Here is an 18,314-nt window from a genome sequence, read left to right as displayed (position 1 = left end):
GTGGAGTCGTCCTTGGGATACCACCCTGACATTACTGAAGTTCTAACTGGCGGCCATGAATCTGGTCACAGGACATTGTTAGGTGGGCAGTTTGACTGGGGCGGTCGCCTCCTAAAAAGTAACGGAGGCGCCCAAAGGTTCCCTCAGAACGGTCGGAAATCGTTCGTAGAGTGCAAAGGCATAAGGGAGCCTGACTGCGAGACATACAGGTCGAGCAGGGACGAAAGTCGGGCTTAGTGATCCGGTGGTACCTCGTGGGAGGGCCATCGCTCAACGGATAAAAGCTACCTCGGGGATAACAGGCTGATCTCCCCCAAGAGTTCACATCGACGGGGAGGTTTGGCACCTCGATGTCGGCTCGTCGCATCCTGGGGCTGAAGTAGGTCCCAAGGGTTGGGCTGTTCGCCCATTAAAGCGGCACGCGAGCTGGGTTCAGAACGTCGTGAGACAGTTCGGTCCCTATCCGTCGCGGGCGTAGGAAATTTGAGAGGAGCTGTCCTTAGTACGAGAGGACCGGGATGGACTGACCTCTGGTGCACCAGTTGTTCTGCCAAGAGCATAGCTGGGTAGCTAAGTCGGGAAGGGATAAATACTGAAAGCATCTAAGTATGAAGCCCCCCTCAAGATGAGATTTCCCATAGCGTAAGCTAGTAAGTTCCCTTCGAGAACAGGAGGTTGATAGGTCAGAGGTGTACGCATGGTAACATGTTTAGCTGACTGATACTAATAGAACGAGGGCTTGACCAAAAAGAAAAAGGCAAATATATATGTGTAATTTTTAGAGAATAATTTCTCAAAAATCTGGTGATGATGCTCTTTAAGGTAACACCCGTTCCCATTCCGAACACGAAGGTTAAGCTTTTAGAGGCCGATGGTACTGCACGGGCAGCTGTGTGGGAGAGTAGGTGGTTGCCAGGTCTTATGGCTCGATAGCTCAGTCGGTAGAGCAGAGGACTGAAAATCCTCGTGTCGCTGGTTCGATTCCTGCTCGAGCCACCAGCAAAAGCTTAGTAATATTTACTAAGCTTTTATTTTTTTATAATAATTTTTGTTATATAATTCTAGATACATATTGTATTTAGAATTTTTTTATTTATACAAATTATTAGGGGGAAGGTTTATGTTTGTAGATTTTCATACGCATTTAGATTTTTTTGAAAACAACTTAGAAAAAGCTTTGAAAGATGCAAAAGATAATAAAATAATATTGATTTCAAATTCTATGGATATTTCAAATTACAATGAAATTAAAAAACTTGCTTTAGAATATGATAATATAATAGCTAGTTTTGGGCTCCACCCTTGGAATGTAGATAAAGTTAATAGTGACTTGAAAGAGTTAATTCCTTATATAGAGGAAAGTAAGCTTATAGGTGAGATAGGACTTGATTATTTGTGGGCTGATAAAAATACTTTTGATAGACAAAGAGAAATATATTATTTTATTTTAGATGAAGCTATAAAAAGAAATAAGTATATAACTATACATACAAAAGGTGCAGAGAAAGAGATTTATAATAGTCTTTTAAAATATAATTACAATAGAGCTATTATTCATTGGTATAGTGGGGATAGGGAGACACTTGAGCTCCTAATTAATTTAGGTGTTTATTTTACAATAAGTGTTGATGTATATGAATCAGATCTAACTGATTATATAATAAAAAAGGTCCCTATAGATAGATTACTTTCAGAAACAGATGGACCTACTGCCTTAGAGTGGGTTAATGGTGAATATGCTTATCCTAGGTATATAAGAAGAGTTGTTAAAAGGATTTCTGAAGTTAAGAATTTATCTTTTAAAGAAACAAAAAGTCATATTTATAATAATTATTTAAAGATTATGAGTGATTAAAAGTTTTATTTAAATAAAGATTTATGTCAATAAATATTTAAAAATATAGAATAAAAATTATTTTTGAGTAAAATATTGTATATTAAGTAATAATTTGATAGAATTATATAAAAAGATATTTTAAATACTGGGGAGGTAGTTTAGCTATCTGAGAGGAATTTATTCGACCCATTACCTGATTTGGATAATGCCAACGTAGGGAGTTATATTTTTTCATATAATTATATGTGATAATTTTAATTGCTGAGTGTTTATAGTAGTGTCCTATGTGGGATACTACTTTTTTTATTTGATAATGATTTTAAAATATATTATTAAATAAAAAATATAGTAGTTAATTATTATTTACTAGGAAGGAGGAAGTGTGAAAAAATTAAATAAAATAAACAATAAATTAATTCCTATTTTATTTTTGATATGTATCTTATTTATATGGCAGGGGATTGCACAGCTTGGTGGAATAGAAAAATATATCTTACCCTCACCTATTAATATTGGACAAAGCTTAATTAAAGAATTTAATGTTTTAATGCCACATATGTTTGTAACTATTTTAGAAGGTATTATTGGATTTGTTATAGCAATTATTTTGGCAATTATTTTAGCTGTTATTATGGATTTAATTCCTATTTTAAAAAAAGGGCTTTATCCATTACTTCTTGTATCTCAGACTGTACCTATAATTGCTCTAGCTCCTTTATTTATAATTTGGTTTGGTTTTGGAGTTTTACCCAAGATAGTGGTTGTAGTTATAGTTTGCTTTTTTCCAATTGTTATAAGTATAGTTGATGGGATTGATAGTGTTTCTAAGGAGTTAGAAAATCATTTTATGCTTATGGGAGCTTCAAAAATACAGAGATTTATACATTTAAAATTACCAAGTGGTCTAATTAATTTCTTTTCTGGCGCTAAAATTGCTGCAACTTATAGTATTATGGGGGCTGTAGTTGGTGAATGGCTTGGTGGAGAAAAAGGACTTGGTGTTTATATGGTAAGGGCAAGAAGTGCTTATGCTTTAGATAAGATGTTTGCTGCTATTTTAATTATTGTTTTAGTTAGTATGTTTTTATTTTGGATAGTTAAGCTTTTAGAGAAGTTATCTATGCCTTGGAATAAGGAGTAAATAAATTTAAGGGGAGAGATTATAATGAAAAAAAGGTTTTTAGGGGTTATAGGACTTGCTATTTCAACAGTACTTATTTTTGTAGCTTGTGGAAGTAAAAATGAAACTACTGTTAATAGTGAAGGGAATGAGAAGATTAGGTTAATTTTAGATTGGACACCAAATACTAATCATACAGGTTTTTATGTTGCTAAGGAAATGGGATTCTATAAAGAATTAGGTTTGGATGTTGAGATAAAGCAACCATCAGAAGGTTCATCACTTCAGCTTATATCTGCTGGAAAAGGAGATTATGCTATTACATATCAAGAAGATTTAACTTTTGCTAGAACTTCTGATGCAAGTTTACCAGTTAAGGCTATTGGGGCTATTATTCAAAATAATACTTCTGGTTTTGCATCTCCAAAAGAAAAGGGAATTAAGACTGTTAAGGATTTTGAAAATAAGATTTATGGAGGATTTGGTGGACCTGCTGAAGCAAGTATAATTAAGCTTGCTATGGAGAAAAATGGTGCAGATTTCTCTAAGTTAAAGATGGTTGATGTAGGAGCAGAAGATTTTTTTGCTGCTACTAAGAAGAATTTAGATTTTGAGTGGGTATTTGAAGGATGGACAAATGCTCAAGCAAAGCTTAATAATTTTCCTATAAATTATATTCCTTTAAAGGATATAGATCCAGCGTTTAATTATTATACTCCAATTATTGCAGCAACTGAGGATACTATTAATAAGAAGAAAGAAGTTACTAAGAAATTTATGGAGGCTACTGCTAAAGGATATTACTATGCAATAGCAAATCCAGAAGAATCAGCTAAGATTTTAGTTAAATATGCACCTGAAATAAGTGAAGACTTAGCTATTGAAAGCCAAAAGTTTTTAGCTAATGAATATAAGGCTGAGGCTGAGTATTGGGGACTTATGAAAGATAGTGTTTGGGATAACTATACTAAATTTCTTTTAGATAATAAATTATTAGAAAAAGATATGAAAGCAAGTGAGGCTTATACAAATGAGTTTTTACCAAAAGAAAATAATCTTAGATAATATAGAAAAAAGTTTTGATGGCTTAAAAGTTTTAGATAAAATATCTTTAGAAATTAAACAGGGAGACTTTATATCTATTGTTGGGTCATCTGGTTGTGGGAAGAGTACTATTTTTAATATTATTTGTGATTTAGTACAAGCAGATAAAGGAACTAAAGAAATTAATGGGGATATTGCTTATATGTATCAAAAAGATATGATGGTACCTTGGAAGAAAGTAATAGATAATATAGGATTACCACTTGTTTTTAAAGGTGTTAGTAAAAAAGATGCTAGGATAGAAGTCGAAAAGTATTTAGAACTATTTGGACTTAAGGGATATGAAAATAAATTTCCTAATATGCTTTCTGGGGGGATGAAGCAAAGGGCTAATTTTCTTAAGACTTATCTAACTTCTAATGATATTATTCTTTTAGATGAGCCGTTTGGGGCATTAGATTCTATTACAAGAAGAGATATGCAGATTTGGCTAAAGGATATATCAAAAGGTATTGGTGCTACTATTATTATGATAACTCATGATATAGAAGAAGCTGTTTTACTATCAGATAAAATTTATGTTCTTTCAAATAAACCAGCTAAAATAGTTGGTGAGGTAGGAGTTAGTTTTTCAAAGGAAAGAAATAGAGAGATTATTATAGATGATAATTTTATTGAATTTAAAAAGAAAGTATTAGGATTTATGTCCTAATACTTTTTTATTTATATTAATTAGTAGTAATTTTTTTAGTATATTATAAAGAGAGTTTTAGAGTAGATAGATTTTAATTGAATAAATATTAAAAAAAGTAGGATTTATATATTAAATTATTTATAGTAGTAATATATTTTTAGTTATTTGATATTAATTTTATTATTTTAGGAAGAAAATGAGAGATAAAAAGCGATAATATAAAAAATATAGAGTTAATTTTAATATTTACATTAAAGATAAGCTTTACAGGAATATTTTTAAGTTATATAATTATAATTGTAAAAAAGATATGGCTCGATAGCTCAGTCGGTAGAGCAGAGGACTGAAAATCCTCGTGTCGCTGGTTCGATTCCTGCTCGAGCCACCAGTATAACCTAATGTTTAGCATTAGGTTTTTTTTATATATTTTTAAGTTTAAATCTTAAGATGAAATATAGAATTAATAAAGAGATTAAATTTCACTAATCTTTTTAAAATTTTTATAATATGTTATTATATTATGGTATTATAAACGAATAAAAGGAGATAATTTCAATGGAAAATAAAGTTTTAGCAAGAGTAGCTGGAAGAGAAATTACAGAAAAAGATATCGATACAATAATTTCAAGATACCCAGCAGAACAAAGAGGAATGTTCGATAATCCAGAAACAAGAAAGGCTGTTTTAGAGCAAGCTATAGGATACGAATTAATATACCACAAAGGTAAAGAATTAAAGATTGATGAAACACCAATCTACTTAGAACAAGTTAAAAATATAAGCAAAGAAATCTTAATCCAAAGAACAGTTGCTGAAGTAGTTTCAGGAATCGAAGTTAAAGATGAAGAAGTTAAAGCTTACTATGATAATAACCAATCAGAATTTGAAGAACCAGAAAAGGTTGCTGCAAAACATATCTTAATGGCTGATGAAAATGAAATAAAGGCTTTAAGAGAAAGAATAGTGGCTGGAGAACTTACATTTGAAGAAGCAGCAAGAGAATATTCAACATGTCCTTCAAAGCAAGCAGATGGAAACCTTGGAGAATTCTCAAGAGGAATGATGGTTCCTGAGTTTGAAGAAGTTGCTTTCAATACAGAAGTTGGTGAAATAAGTGAACCAGTTCAAACACAATTTGGATTCCACTTAATAAAAGTTGAAGAAAAAATACCAGCAAGAGTTAAATCTTTCGAAGAAGTTAAAGATTTAATTGCTAAGAGATTATTAATGACAGCACAAGAAGAAGTATATGCTGGAATCTTAACAGAATTAGAAGCTAAAGTTGGCGTAGAAAGACTATAATTTTAAAATATATTTTTAAATTTGATAAAGTTCACTAAAATTATGTTTTGGTGAGCTTTATTTTTATATTTTACAAGTAATTAATTTTTACGGTTACATTATAAAAACTATGTTATAATAACATATGTCAAATTCAAAATTACGGTTTCGATAAGTAGAGGTGAATTTTTTGAGAAATTGGATTAATTTAGAGAAAAGCGTTTTTTCAAATTGGAAAATGGTTATGAGTATCTCTAGAAAAGAATTTAAGAAGGAGTTTGCTGGATCAAGACTTGGAATCTTATGGGCTATTATAAGACCTTTATCAATGATAGCTGTTTTTTGGGTTATTTTTGGTATGGTTTTTGGTGGAAATGAATATCAAATAAATGGTAGACCAGTTCCTTACTTAGTTTGGCTTGTAGCAGGCTATGTACCATGGATATTTATTTCTGATTACATAGTAGCAGGTGCAGGATCCATTAGAAATAATGCATTCTTGGTAAAGAAAGTTAAATTTCCAGTAGAGATATTACCTAGTATAAGACTTATGATAAGTTTTTATACATATTTAATATTCTTGGTTATAAACTTTATAATTATGGGTGTTAATGGATGGCTTGGAAACATAAATTATTTACTACTTATATATTCAATATTAGTTACTTTAATATTTATGACAGCATTAGCTAGAGTTTTATCAACTTGGGTTGTTATGTCAATTGACTTTATGCATGCGATATCAGTTTCAATGCAATTTCTATTCTGGTTAAGTCCTGTAATGTGGGATTTAAGTCAAATGGCAGATTGGAAAGGGCAATATGAACAATATGCTCATTTATTAGTAAATATAGTTAAATTAAATCCTTTAACATATTTAGTATTATCTTATAGAGATGCATATCTTGGAAGTGATTGGATTTCACAACCATTCTTTGGAATGCCAGGATGGACATATACAGTGTACTTCTTTATAATAACAATATTATTATTTATATTTGGAACAAAGGTATTTAATAAGTTTAGACCAGAATTTGATGACGTTCTATAAAAGTGAGGTTTAGATATGTCAGTTGTAATAGAAGTTAAGAATCTTAAAAAAATGTATAAGATGTATGGAAATGAGGGAGAAAAGCTCATTTCTGTATTTAAAAAAAGAAAATACGAAGAATTTTATGCTTTAAATGGAGTTTCCTTTACTATAGGAAAAGGTGAGTGTGTTGGTATTATTGGACATAATGGTGCTGGTAAATCAACACTTTTAAAAATACTTACAGGGGTTGCATTCCCAACATCAGGAGAAGTTATAATAAATGGTAAGATTTCTTCACTTCTAGAATTAGGTTCAGGATTTAATCCTGAACTTTCTGGAATGGAGAACATTTATTTTAATGGGGCTCTTAATGGAATGTCAACAAGTGAGATAGATGCAGTTAAAGATGAAATTATAGAATTTGCTGATATTGGAGACTTTATTCATCAACCAGTTAAAAGTTATTCAAGTGGTATGTTTGCGAGACTTGCTTTTGCAGTTGCTATAAATATAGATCCAGATATACTTATAGTAGATGAAATTTTATCTGTTGGAGATGTTGGATTCCAAGTTAAATGTATGGCAAAATTTGAAGAGTTTAAAAAAGCAGGAAAGACTATACTTTATGTTTCTCATGGGCTTGGAACAGTTAAAAAATTCTGTGATAGAGCTATATGGCTTCAAAGAGGAGAAGTTATGGATGATGGGAATTCAGTTATAGTTGTTGAAAGATATTATAATATTAACTTTAATCCTGCTACTATAGAAAATATAGAAGAAAGTAAAAGTTCAAAACTAAAAAGTTTAAGTCTTACTCCTAATAAAGAAAAGATTTCTTATAGAGAAGATATAAATTTAGAGTTTGAATATGAACTAAATGAGGAGTTAGAAGCTCCAAGAATTATTTTTGAAATCAGAAAAACAGATTATGAACCAGGTACAACAAGAGGGAGTGACCAATTTGTTTGTGCTTTTGATAGTGTGGATAATAATATCAGAATTAAAGGATTAAAAGGTTCAAATAAGTTTAAACTAAGTCTAGAAGATATTAGTCTTGTTGCTGGAGTTTATTACTTTGATGTAATAGTAATAGATAAAGGTGAGACTCTTTACAGAAAGATAAATGCTTGCAGTTTTACTATGGACGACAAGTATAGAGGGGAAGGATTCTTAATATTGGATCATTCTTGGAATAAATAGTGTGTTAGGAGGACCTCAAACGTGGGAATAATGTTTGATAAGGTTAAAAGAATTTTAAAAGAAGAAGGATTTTTAGCTCTTATTAAGAAAATTTGTATGGATATTGGTTACAAGATATATTGTATTAGAAGTAGATCAAGAGTTACTTATAATAAAAATTACAATAGATATCATGCAATGTTTAAGAAAATATTAGAAGAAGAAAATTATGAAGCTGTTGTTGTATTTGATTCAAGAGTTGGTTGGAATATACCACTTTTCCAAAGATCACAACATATGGCTAATGAACTTACAGATAAAGGACTTTTATATTTTTATCGTTCATCAGAACAATTCGATCAAGATATAACAGAAATGAAAAAACTAAAAGATAGATTATATATTGTTAATATGGCAAATTACGCCTTAAATAATGCTATGTTTGATGTTCTTAGAGAACATAAAGGGTCAAAGTTCTTATCTTTATATTCAACAGATGTTTATTTAGATGAACCATATATAAAGGAAAAGTATACTGATGCAGGTTTTCATATAATTTATGAATATATTGATGAAATGTCAGATCAAATTTCAGGATATCTTCCAGAGTTTGTTTACGCTAGACATAAGAATATATTATCTGATACAAATAATTTTGCTATTGGGTCAGCAGATAAACTTATTGATGAAATAAGAGGAATTCGTGGTGATGAAAATGTCGCTATGATAACTAATGGTGTTCAGTATAAAGATTGGATAAGACATGAAATTGAAGTTCCAGAAAAAATTAAGAATATAGTTTCTAAAGGAAATCCTATAATAGGATATTTTGGAGCACTTGCTAAATGGTTTGATTATGAGCTTTTAAGAAAACTTGCAGTTGAAAGACCTAATTTAGAAATAGTTCTTATTGGATTTTTATATGATGAAAAGTTTAAAGAAAGTAAAGTAGAAGAACTTCCTAATGTTCATTATATTGGAGTTATTGATTATAAAGATTTACCTAAGTACGGAAAATTCTTTGATGTATCAACTATACCTTTCTTATTAAATGATATTACTGAGTCAACAAGTCCAGTTAAATTATTTGAATATATGGCTATGGCACATCCAATTGTTACTACAGATATGAGAGAATGTAGAAAATATAAATCTGTTCTTATAGGAAAAGATGCAGATGATTTTGTAGCTAAAATAGATGAAGCTTTAAGTATTCCAAAAGATAGCGAATATTATAAGTGGTTAGATGAAGAGGCTTTAGAAAATACATGGACAGAAAAGGCACAAGTGCTTTATGATTTAGTGAAGAAAAATATTAAGTAAAAGGTGATTATTTAATGAGTATTTTAAAATCAATAGAAAATTTATTTAGACCTATTGTACTGCCTATTTATCATAAGTTAAGATCAACAGGTCATGAAGATCAAAAAGATATTTTCTTTAAAGAAATGAAAGAAGTATTATATAGTAAGAAATTTGATGCTGTAGTTATCTTTGATACTTACTTTGGATTTAATGTAAAGATGTTTCAAAGACCACAGCATATAGCTTTAAATATGGCTAATGAAAATATTCTATATTTATATAAGGCTTCACCATATATAGAAAAAGAAATCACTGTAAGTAAAAAGATTAAAGATAATTTATATCTTGTTAATACGGATCTTTATTGGTTACAGGAAGGTCTTCTTGATATGATTAAAGAAAGTGGAATACCTTGTTATGGACAAATTTATTCAACTTGCTTTAGTGAATATGATAAATATATGAAAAAGTTTACTGATAGAGGATTCAAACTTATTTATGAATATGTTGATGATTTATCAGATGAAATAGCAGGATTTAAAATTTCAGATGCTGTTAAAGCAAGTCATGAAAGAATGCTAAAAAATACAGATGAAGTTTATGTTGTTACTACAGCAACAAAGCTTTATGAAGAAGTAGTTAAAATAAGAGGAGATAAAAGAGTTGCTCTTGTAACTAATGGAGTACAATTTGAACATTTCTCAGATATTAAGTGTGATAAGATACCTGAAGAAATTAAAGATATAGTAAATAGTAATAAAAAAGTAATTGGATATTTTGGTGCTCTTGCTAAATGGTTTGATTATGAGCTTATAAAGAAAATGTCTAAGGAATTACCAGACCATGAAATAATTCTTATAGGTATAGATTATGATAAATCTTTAGATAAGAGCGGAATTTTACAACTTTCAAATGTTCATTATTTAGGAACTAGAAATTATACAGAACTTCCTACTTATGCTAAATTCTTTGATGTTGCTACAATTCCATTTGTTATAAATGATATAACAGAAGCAACAAGTCCAGTTAAGTTATTTGAATATATGGCTCTTGGAAAGCCAATTGTTACAACAGACTTACCAGAGTGTGGAAAGTATAAATCACCTTTAGTAAGTAAAACACACGAAGAGTTTATTGAAAATATAAGAAAAGCTGATAATCTCAGAGATAATTCAGAGTATTTAGAACTTCTAAAGAAAGAAGGGCTTGATAATACTTGGGGACAAAAAGCTAGAGATATAAAAGAACTTATATTAAACTCTTAATGGAGGTAGTAAGTAAATGTCTTACGCAATAAAAGTAGAAAATTTAACTAAGAAATATAAAATATATGATTCTCAAGCAAGTAAGGCTTCTATGCTTATAAATCCTTTTTCAAAAAAACAACCAAGAGAGTTTGTAGCTCTTGATAATGTTTCTTTTGAAGTAGGAAGAGGAGAAATCGTTGGTATCATAGGAAATAATGGTGCTGGAAAATCTACTTTACTAAAAATATTATCAGGTGTTGCATTTCCTAATGGAGGAAGTGCAAAAGTTAATGGTAGAATTTCTTCTCTTATAGAACTTGGAGCTGGATTTAATCCAGAACTAACAGGTATTAGTAATATTTACTTTAATGGAAGTCTTATGGGAATGAGTACAGAAGAAGTCGATGCAGTAAAGGATGAGATTATTAAATTTGCTGATATAGGAGATTTTATTAATCAGCCTGTTAAAAATTATTCAAGTGGGATGTACGCTAGACTTGCTTTTGCAGTTGCGATAAATATAGATCCTGACATACTTATTGTTGATGAAATTCTTTCTGTTGGAGATGTAGGTTTTCAACAAAAATGTATGGAAAAATTTGATGAATTTAAAAGAGCAGGAAAGACAATACTTTATGTATCACACGGGCTAACAACTGTTCAAACATATTGTGAAAGAGCTATATGGCTTGAAAAAGGTAAGGTTAGAGAAATAGGACCAGCTTTTGATGTTGTTGAAAACTATTATAGAACAATGACTGAAAAAGGTGAAAAAGTTGAAGATATATCAGCCTTTGTTGAATTAAAAGACGTTAAGATTAAAGGGGATAAAGAAGAATTTTCTTACGGTGAAAAGATAGAATTTGAATTAGAATATGAAGTTTTAAGAGATGATATAGAAAATCCAGGAGCTAGTATAGAAATTAGAAAAGCTTATAAAAAACCAGGAGAATTTAGACATGTAGATCAATTTATTTGTGCAGTTAATAGTAATGTTGATGGATTCAAGATTCCTTGGGAAAAAGGATTAAATAAATTTAGCTTTTCTATTGATAGTTTAAGAGTTGCTGATGGATTATATTATTTAGATGTAATCTTCTCAGAGAGTCAAAACTTAGTAGCTTTAAAAACTGAGCAAGCAGTTATATCATTTAGAGTTAATAGTGATAAAAATTCACAAGGCTTTGTGTTCTTAAAAGATAAGTGGGAGGAATAGAATGTTTAAGAAGGCTATTGAGCAACGCACAGAAATAGATGCTGATTTAGGGAAAGATTTTAAAGAAGCAGTAGATAAGGGCTATGAAAATTTAACTGAACAAGAAAAATTAGATTTAAATGCACGTATTTTAAGAAAATATCCACAGATTGCAGATCCTGTTTATGGAGATGCAAAAGGAGATTTTTCTGATTCAGTTTTAAGCGGAGAATTTTATAAAAGATATTCAGATACTTTAAAGATAATTGATAGTGCTTTAAATACAATTATGTATCAAACAAATCATGAACAATTTAGATTAGGTCTTGAAAAGATTTTTGATATAGAAAATTATGATGCTGTTGTTATATTCCATGCAGGTTTTGGATGGAACATTGAGTTAAAGCAAAGACCTCAACACTTAGCTGAAGCTATGTCAGAGAAAAAGATATTATATATATATAAAGCTGATTTATCTCAAGATGAAGATGTTTTTGCAGTTAAGAAAGTAAAAGAAAATTTATATATAATGAATTTAGATATGCCTCTTTTAAAGAGCACTTTATTTGAAGTAATGGAATCTAGAAATATAGAAAATAAGTTTGTTCATGTTTATGCAACTTGTCTTTATGATGTTACATATAAAGATATAAAATTTTATATGGATAAAGGATTTAAGATTCTTTATGATTTTGTTGATGAAATTTCAGAAGATATAAGTGGAGTTGAAGTAACAGATGAAATGATAGAAGAACATAATAAACTTCTATCAGATACTGAAAATGTTATTGTTATATCAACAGCTGACAAGTTAAAGAAACTTGCTGATGAGGCTAGAGGGATTGAAAAAGGAAGCATTCTTGCTCAAAATGGAGTTAATATCAAGGACTTTGAAAATCTAGGTCATAAAGTAGGAACTAAGATAGAAAAAATTCTTGAAAAGAAAAAGCCTATAATAGGATACTATGGGGCACTTGCTAGCTGGTTTGATTATACTAAAATCAAAAAGCTTGCTAAGGAAAGACCTCAATATGAAATTGTTCTTATAGGAATAGATTATGATAAGACTCTTAAAAAGAGTGGAGTATTAGAGTTTGATAATGTTCACTATTTAGGAATAGTAGAATATAAGAAACTAATCAAAGAGTATGCTTGTCATTTTGATGTTTGCACAATACCATTTATAAAAAATGAAATAACAGATGCAACAAGTCCAGTTAAATTATTTGAATATATGGCTCTTTCAAAGCCAATAGTAACTACTGATATTAATGAGTGTAAAAAGTATAAGAGTTCTCAAATTGCTCATAATGATGATGAATTTATAGAAAAAATTGATTATGCTCTAACACTTAAAAATGATAAAGTTTATCTAAACTTATTAAGGGAAGAAGCAGAACAAAATACATGGCTTAATAGAGCTCAGGTTATCAAAGATGAAATGATGAAGTAATTAGGCTATATGTAGAATTTAATATTTTATAAAAAAAGACTACCAAGATATTGGTAGTCTTTTTTTATTTAGAGTTAAAAACTAATTATTTATTAGAAGTTCTTTGTAACTCATTATGTAATTGTCAGCGACTTTTTTTAATTCATCTTGATGATTAGCAGAAGCTTTATCATATATAGCTGTTACTTGCATATTTGCTTTTTTAGCACCTTGTACTGCTGTTGGTATATCTTCGAATACCATACAATCTTCTGGGACTACTCCTAGTCTATCTGCTGCTAGAAGATAAACATCAGGGAAATTCTTTCCTCTTTCAACTTCTCCTGTTATTGTTACAGCATCAAATAAATCATAAACTCCATTAGCTTTTAAGCAAACTTCAAGTAGTTCAAATGAGTTACTTGTAGCTAGTCCAATTTTTATACCTGAGTTTTTTAATTCAGTTAAGAATTCTTTAGCTCCTTCTTTTAAATGAACTTTATTTTTATAGTTATCATAAGCCATTTGATGCCAAATATCACAAATCTCATCTATAGATTCTTTTATATTAAATCTATTTTTGAAGTATTCTGCTGTTCCTCTAAAGCTAAGATGATTTATATCAGCCTTTAATTGTTTGAAGTCTACATCATCAATATGTCCTATTTGAGTTAGATAGTCTAAATCTATTTGCTCCCAGATCCACATTGAATCTACAAGTGTTCCATCTAAATCAAAAATAGCTGCTTTTATATTGTTAAGCATTTATACCACCCCCTATAGAATTTTAACATATATAAAGTAACTTACCTATATTTTAGGAGAATTTAAATTAGAAATGTCACTATTGAATTTTTAAAGTATTATATAATATATTAAATTACTATTAGAAATAAGAAACTGGTGTATTTTAAAATGATTAAGATTATTTCTTTTGACAATAATGATTAATAGACATTATATAAGGAGTGAAATAAATGAAATTAATATTAATACTTGGTGGAGCATGGATTGTAGGAGTTATTTTCTATTTATCACTATTTAAGGCGGCAGCTAGGGGGGATAAGCTTCTTGAAGAAGCATTTAATGAGTATGAAGATGATAAAGAAAATTATAATTAACTTATAAAAAAATGAAATTTAGCATCTTAATGAATGATTTTACTTTATTTTTAATATATTAAATTGATAATAATATTTAAAGTAGAGGGAAATATGGTTGATGTTATTTTAGATGCTAGTCATGGTGGAAATGATTATGGTGCTGTTGGTGTTAATGGTGTAAGAGAAAAAGACTGTACATTATATATAGCAAAGGTATGTAAAGATATCTTAGAATCAAGTGGAGTTAGTGTGAAACTTACTAGAGATTCAGATATAGGCCTTATGGGAGAAGAAAGAACTAGTATAGCTAATAATGAAGGAGCAAAATGTTTTGTAACTATTCATGCTAATAGTTCTGATGATAGAAGAGAAACAGGAGTTGAAGTTATTTCAGCAACTGATGATGTTGATTCTTCAAAATTAGCATATGATTTGATTACTTCATTAAGCAACTGTTCTAAGCTAAATAGTAGAGGAGCAAAGTATAGTGACCTTATATTATTTAAGGAAAATAATATGCCATCTGCTATGGTTAAAGTTTGTTTTATTACTAATGAAAGAGAAGAAAATCTTTTAGCTAGTGATAGTTTTAATAACGAAGTAGCTGGATTTATAGCAGATGGTATAAGAGAGTATTTAGAGGTAAATAATAAGGCTGCATTTTTAAAAGATGATGTATCTTCAGATCAGCTAATGGAAGCATTAGATAGAAATATAGATGTTCAAGTTGTAGAAAAAAAGGTTAAAGAAAATGTAGAAACGCTTACTCCAATTTTAGGTGGAGAAATACCAGATAAGAATCAGGCTAAACAATGGGCAAAAAATAAAGGTGCTACTGATAATTTTATAGCATTAGTTGATTTATACTGGGCTTTATATAAAGAATCAGGGAATGTAAATCCAGCTGTGGCATATGCTCAAGCTGCTATTGAAACACAAAAAGGTTATTTTGATTTAGATATTAAAGAAGATATGTTTAATCCTGGTGGATTGAAAGAAGATAAGAGTGAAAATTATAAGAAATTTGATTCTTGGAAAGATGGTGTTAAGGCACATCTTGATCATTTAGCTTTATATGCAGGGGCTGTAGGTTATCCTAATAGGGATAGCAAAGACCCAAGACATTTCTCATATTTATTTGGAATCTGTAAGTATGTTGAAAATCTATCTGGTAAATGGAGTTCAGAAATTAATTATGGTATAGATATTTTAGGTATATTCTATGAGATTTTAGGAACACAAAGTAAGGATATATTTAAGGAAAGTATTGAAAGTATTGATGGACTTAAAATACAAATAGGTGATTTTAAAAATAAAGTTGTTTTAATGGGAAGAACTTTAGAAGAAGTTTGCAAAGAATATAATCAAATATATAAGAGTTTAGAGACTTTAAAAGATGAAATTGTAACTCTAGAAAAAGATAAGATTGATTTAGAAGCAAAGAATCAATTGCTTTCAAAAAATGTAGTAGAACAGAAAAAGGTTCTTAGAGATATAGTAAAGATAATTGGTGGAACTGTTGAAAAAAAATAAATCTATAAAAAAAATAGCCAAACTCTGTAGCGAAGAGTTTGGCTATTTGGATTAAGGATGTTTTTGCAAATAAAAAAAGAACTGCAATTGCAATTCTTAAATGGTCGGGGTGACAGGGCTTGAACCTGCGACCTCATGCTCCCAAAGCACGCGCGCTCCCATCTGCGCCACACCCCGTGGACATTTATTATTATACGACCATATAAAATAAATGTCAACAAAATATTAATAAATTTTATTAAAAATTTTTATGGAGAATAAATTTGAATAAAATATCAAGGAATGTATAATATATATGCGGAGGTGTTAACAAATGAAGACAGTAACAATAGTTTTACTTATTGTAAGTGCTTTATTAGTTTTAATGGGAATTTTCTTATTATCAACTAAGAATCAATACGCAGTTTCAGATAAGGGATCAAAGTATTCAGCAGTTGCAGTAAAAATAAATGCGATAGGAAATATAATTGTAGGGGTACTAGGAGGTATACTAGCACTTGTATATCAATTCGTTGAAATTCAAAAAAATGTTTTATTATTTATATTTTTAGCAATGATAATTATAGTAAATGTAATTCAAGGATTATTAAAGAAAAAGTATTCAAAGTAAAAAATGGAATAAATGTTTGAAAAAGTAGGAAAAGTATTGTATACTATTACATAAAGGTTAAGAAAGTATTACAAATGTAATAATAATGTAATTTTCAAAAATATTGAGGTTATATTAGGTAGTACTTATATAAAATTAATCTGTAAATAGAATGTAAGCATGGGAGGGGGAGCTTTTCTTGTAAACCAAGTTATATAAGGAAAGTGAATTTAAATATGAAAAGAAGAGTAATATCAAGCCTACTAGCAGTTAGTATAGTAATAGGTACAAGTTATACAGCATTAGCTACTCCTACATCAGATAATCAAAAACAGAAAATTGAAAGTACTAGAAGTGAATATAATGAAGTTAGTTCAAAAATTAAGGATTTAGAAAGTGAATTAGATGGACTAGCAGCTAAGATGGAGCCAATATTTTTTGAGACCGAAAGTAATAAAAATGAGATAGAGAAAATAAAGCTTCAAACTAAAGATACTGAAAAAGAAATTGAAGAATTACAAAAAGAAATTGAAAAAAAAGAAAAAGTTCTTGGTGCTAGAATGAGAGGAGTTTATAAATCAGGTGGAACTAAGAGTTATGTTTCAATGATTTTAACTTCTGAAAGTTTTGGTGACTTTATATCAAATGTTAATGCAGTAAGTACAATAATGTCAATGGATAAAGAAGTTATTGATGACCTTGATAAAAATAAAGAAAAGTTAGATTCTCAAATTAAAGAATTATCTGAGAAGAAAGCTAAACTTGATGAGCTAAATAAAGAGAATGAGGCTAAGATTAAAGAATTTGAAAAGATGGAAAAAGAGCAAAAGGCTTTAGTAGAAAAGTTAAATAAGGAAAAATCAAAAATATCAGGAGATTTAACTAATCTAGAAAGACCTTTGGCTAAAGATTTTATAGCAACTATTAATAATCCTAATAGTACAAAAGCACAAATTCAAAATGCTATAACTGCACTAAGAGGTCTTAGAAATCAAATAGTTAGTTCAACTGTTGATAATGAAATAGTTAAAGCTATGGAAAAAGGTAGAGAAAAAATTGCAGCTATTGAAAGTGAAAGTATAATTAATAGAGGATCTTCTTCTACTAATTCAAATTTAGGCACAAGCTCAAATTCAAATGGTAGTTCAAACTCTGGAACAAGTTCAGGGGGTGGACAAGCTGTTGCACCACCTGCATCAGGAAGTGCAGATGCTTTAGTTGCCTATGCTTATCAATTTATAGGCAGACCTTATGTTCTTGGAGCAACAGGGCCAAATTCATTTGATTGTTCAGGATTTACTCAATATGTTTATAAACAATTAGGATATGGTTTATCAAGAACAACTTATACACAAGTAAATCAGGGGAGATATGTACCAAGAGATCAACTTCAAAAAGGAGATCTTGTATTTAGTAATGGACCAGCATCAGCACCAGGTCATGTAGGTATTTATGTTGGAAATGGACAAATAATACATGCTCCTAGAACTGGAGATGTTGTTAAAGTTAGTCCAATATTTAATTACACTACAGCAAGAAGAATATTATAATTTTAGTTTATATATTTTAAAAGCAGGCTATTTTTAGTCTGCTTTTTTTATTTAAAAGTTAGGGGAGAATTTTTAGGGGATATTAATGAGTGAAAAGGTTTTACTAAATAGTATGAAAAAATTATAAAATATGTGCTTATTATGGAATTATTTTTTATGATTTTATATAATA

General features: G+C 29.5%; 16 protein-coding genes, 3 tRNA genes, 1 rRNA gene, 1 riboswitch and 3 other annotated features. Of the genes, 18 read left to right on the top strand and 2 right to left on the bottom strand.

All coding sequences use genetic code 11. The features are described from left to right. The first annotated feature begins 106 nt into the window (after nt 1-106). Nucleotides 107-275, top strand: a sequence feature (23S ribosomal RNA rRNA prediction is too short). 19 nt (nt 276-294) lie between these two features. After that, nucleotides 295-454 (top strand) — a sequence feature (23S ribosomal RNA rRNA prediction is too short). Between the two features lie 19 nt (nt 455-473). Then, nucleotides 474-735, top strand: a sequence feature (23S ribosomal RNA rRNA prediction is too short). Nucleotides 736-800: 65 nt separating this feature from the next. From rrf to BN8917_RS13130, 14 genes are all read left to right on the top strand, one after another. Continuing rightward, a 5S ribosomal RNA gene (gene rrf, locus BN8917_RS13195) occupies nt 801-918 on the top strand. 5 nt (nt 919-923) lie between these two features. After that, nucleotides 924-999: transfer RNA gene (locus tag BN8917_RS13190), tRNA-Phe, on the top strand. A 121-nt stretch (nt 1,000-1,120) separates the two neighbouring features. After that, nucleotides 1,121-1,855, top strand: coding sequence for a TatD family hydrolase (locus BN8917_RS13185; RefSeq protein WP_066875103.1), 735 nt, complete (start codon nt 1,121-1,123; stop codon nt 1,853-1,855). A gap of 118 nt (nt 1,856-1,973) precedes the next feature. Beyond that, nucleotides 1,974-2,074: riboswitch (TPP riboswitch) on the top strand. Between the two features lie 145 nt (nt 2,075-2,219). After that, complete coding sequence (locus BN8917_RS13180) at nt 2,220-2,978, top strand: ABC transporter permease (RefSeq protein ID WP_066875101.1); 759 nt, start codon at nt 2,220-2,222, stop codon at nt 2,976-2,978. A 24-nt stretch (nt 2,979-3,002) separates the two neighbouring features. Then, complete coding sequence (locus BN8917_RS13175; protein WP_187117199.1) at nt 3,003-4,022, top strand: ABC transporter substrate-binding protein; 1,020 nt, start codon at nt 3,003-3,005, stop codon at nt 4,020-4,022. Next, entirely contained in the window at nt 3,988-4,713 is a 726-nt protein-coding gene (locus tag BN8917_RS13170; RefSeq protein ID WP_066875096.1) for an ABC transporter ATP-binding protein, read from the top strand. Before BN8917_RS13175 ends, BN8917_RS13170 begins: the two co-directional genes overlap by 35 nt. A gap of 294 nt (nt 4,714-5,007) precedes the next feature. Then, nucleotides 5,008-5,083, top strand: a tRNA-Phe gene (locus BN8917_RS13165). Between the two features lie 167 nt (nt 5,084-5,250). After that, on the top strand, nt 5,251-5,997 hold the full coding sequence (locus tag BN8917_RS13160; RefSeq protein WP_066875094.1) for a peptidylprolyl isomerase: 747 nt from the start codon (nt 5,251-5,253) through the stop codon (nt 5,995-5,997). A 160-nt stretch (nt 5,998-6,157) separates the two neighbouring features. Continuing rightward, complete coding sequence (locus tag BN8917_RS13155; protein WP_235830016.1) at nt 6,158-7,027, top strand: ABC transporter permease; 870 nt, start codon at nt 6,158-6,160, stop codon at nt 7,025-7,027. 15 nt (nt 7,028-7,042) lie between these two features. Then, nucleotides 7,043-8,209 carry an ABC transporter ATP-binding protein gene (locus BN8917_RS13150; RefSeq protein ID WP_066875090.1) on the top strand — a complete coding sequence of 389 codons (1,167 nt, stop codon included), beginning with the start codon at nt 7,043-7,045 and terminating at the stop codon, nt 8,207-8,209. A 30-nt stretch (nt 8,210-8,239) separates the two neighbouring features. Continuing rightward, nucleotides 8,240-9,511, top strand: coding sequence for a glycosyltransferase (locus tag BN8917_RS13145; RefSeq protein ID WP_066875521.1), 1,272 nt, complete (start codon nt 8,240-8,242; stop codon nt 9,509-9,511). Between the two features lie 14 nt (nt 9,512-9,525). Next, nucleotides 9,526-10,758 carry a glycosyltransferase gene (locus BN8917_RS13140; protein ID WP_066875088.1) on the top strand — a complete coding sequence of 411 codons (1,233 nt, stop codon included), beginning with the start codon at nt 9,526-9,528 and terminating at the stop codon, nt 10,756-10,758. A gap of 16 nt (nt 10,759-10,774) precedes the next feature. Continuing rightward, a complete protein-coding gene (locus BN8917_RS13135; RefSeq protein ID WP_066875086.1) occupies nt 10,775-11,956 on the top strand; it encodes an ABC transporter ATP-binding protein in 1,182 nt (393 codons plus the stop codon). A 1-nt stretch (nt 11,957) separates the two neighbouring features. Continuing rightward, nucleotides 11,958-13,388, top strand: coding sequence for a glycosyltransferase (locus BN8917_RS13130; protein ID WP_066875084.1), 1,431 nt, complete (start codon nt 11,958-11,960; stop codon nt 13,386-13,388). 81 nt (nt 13,389-13,469) lie between these two features. Here BN8917_RS13130 and BN8917_RS13125 read toward each other — a convergent pair whose 3' ends face one another. Beyond that, nucleotides 13,470-14,132: an HAD family hydrolase gene (locus BN8917_RS13125; protein ID WP_066875082.1), complete on the bottom strand. Its 663-nt coding sequence runs from the start codon at nt 14,130-14,132 to the stop codon at nt 13,470-13,472. Nucleotides 14,133-14,344: 212 nt separating this feature from the next. On the opposite strand from BN8917_RS13125, the gene BN8917_RS14455 reads away from it, so the two are divergent. Both BN8917_RS14455 and BN8917_RS13120 read left to right on the top strand, forming a co-directional pair. Further along, on the top strand, nt 14,345-14,488 hold the full coding sequence (locus tag BN8917_RS14455) for a hypothetical protein (RefSeq protein WP_159426752.1): 144 nt from the start codon (nt 14,345-14,347) through the stop codon (nt 14,486-14,488). 93 nt (nt 14,489-14,581) lie between these two features. Next, on the top strand, nt 14,582-16,003 hold the full coding sequence (locus BN8917_RS13120; protein ID WP_066875080.1) for an N-acetylmuramoyl-L-alanine amidase: 1,422 nt from the start codon (nt 14,582-14,584) through the stop codon (nt 16,001-16,003). A 101-nt stretch (nt 16,004-16,104) separates the two neighbouring features. On the opposite strand, the gene BN8917_RS13115 is transcribed toward BN8917_RS13120, so the two are convergent. After that, nucleotides 16,105-16,180, bottom strand: a tRNA-Pro gene (locus BN8917_RS13115). A 136-nt stretch (nt 16,181-16,316) separates the two neighbouring features. Here BN8917_RS13115 and BN8917_RS13110 point away from each other — a divergent pair. After that, entirely contained in the window at nt 16,317-16,613 is a 297-nt protein-coding gene (locus BN8917_RS13110; RefSeq protein ID WP_066875078.1) for a hypothetical protein, read from the top strand. Between the two features lie 203 nt (nt 16,614-16,816). Then, nucleotides 16,817-18,142 carry a C40 family peptidase gene (locus tag BN8917_RS13105; protein ID WP_235830015.1) on the top strand — a complete coding sequence of 442 codons (1,326 nt, stop codon included), beginning with the start codon at nt 16,817-16,819 and terminating at the stop codon, nt 18,140-18,142. The last annotated feature ends 172 nt before the right edge of the window (nt 18,143-18,314 follow it).

The sequence above is a fragment of the Clostridium mediterraneense genome (assembly GCF_900091705.1).
Lineage (GTDB): Bacteria > Bacillota > Clostridia > Clostridiales > Clostridiaceae > Sarcina > Sarcina mediterraneense.
The sequence above is the reverse complement of the archived record's forward strand: the minus strand, read 5'-3'. Positions and strand labels throughout refer to the sequence as shown.

Excerpts from the sequence above, each read along its gene's own strand:
- BN8917_RS13185 (WP_066875103.1), top strand. The coding sequence starts at position 1,121 with ATGTTTGTAGATTTTCATACGCATTTAGATTTTTTTGAAAACAACTTA.
- BN8917_RS13175 (WP_187117199.1), top strand. The coding sequence starts at position 3,003 with ATGAAAAAAAGGTTTTTAGGGGTTATAGGACTTGCTATTTCAACAGTA.
- BN8917_RS13170 (WP_066875096.1), top strand. The coding sequence starts at position 3,988 with ATGAGTTTTTACCAAAAGAAAATAATCTTAGATAATATAGAAAAAAGT.
- BN8917_RS13160 (WP_066875094.1), top strand. The coding sequence starts at position 5,251 with ATGGAAAATAAAGTTTTAGCAAGAGTAGCTGGAAGAGAAATTACAGAA.
- BN8917_RS13150 (WP_066875090.1), top strand. The coding sequence starts at position 7,043 with ATGTCAGTTGTAATAGAAGTTAAGAATCTTAAAAAAATGTATAAGATG.
- BN8917_RS13145 (WP_066875521.1), top strand. The coding sequence starts at position 8,240 with ATGTTTGATAAGGTTAAAAGAATTTTAAAAGAAGAAGGATTTTTAGCT.
- BN8917_RS13140 (WP_066875088.1), top strand. The coding sequence starts at position 9,526 with ATGAGTATTTTAAAATCAATAGAAAATTTATTTAGACCTATTGTACTG.
- BN8917_RS13135 (WP_066875086.1), top strand. The coding sequence starts at position 10,775 with ATGTCTTACGCAATAAAAGTAGAAAATTTAACTAAGAAATATAAAATA.
- BN8917_RS13130 (WP_066875084.1), top strand. The coding sequence starts at position 11,958 with ATGTTTAAGAAGGCTATTGAGCAACGCACAGAAATAGATGCTGATTTA.
- BN8917_RS13125 (WP_066875082.1), bottom strand. The coding sequence starts at position 14,132 with ATGCTTAACAATATAAAAGCAGCTATTTTTGATTTAGATGGAACACTT.
- BN8917_RS14455 (WP_159426752.1), top strand. The coding sequence starts at position 14,345 with ATGAAATTAATATTAATACTTGGTGGAGCATGGATTGTAGGAGTTATT.
- BN8917_RS13120 (WP_066875080.1), top strand. The coding sequence starts at position 14,582 with ATGGTTGATGTTATTTTAGATGCTAGTCATGGTGGAAATGATTATGGT.
- BN8917_RS13110 (WP_066875078.1), top strand. The coding sequence starts at position 16,317 with ATGAAGACAGTAACAATAGTTTTACTTATTGTAAGTGCTTTATTAGTT.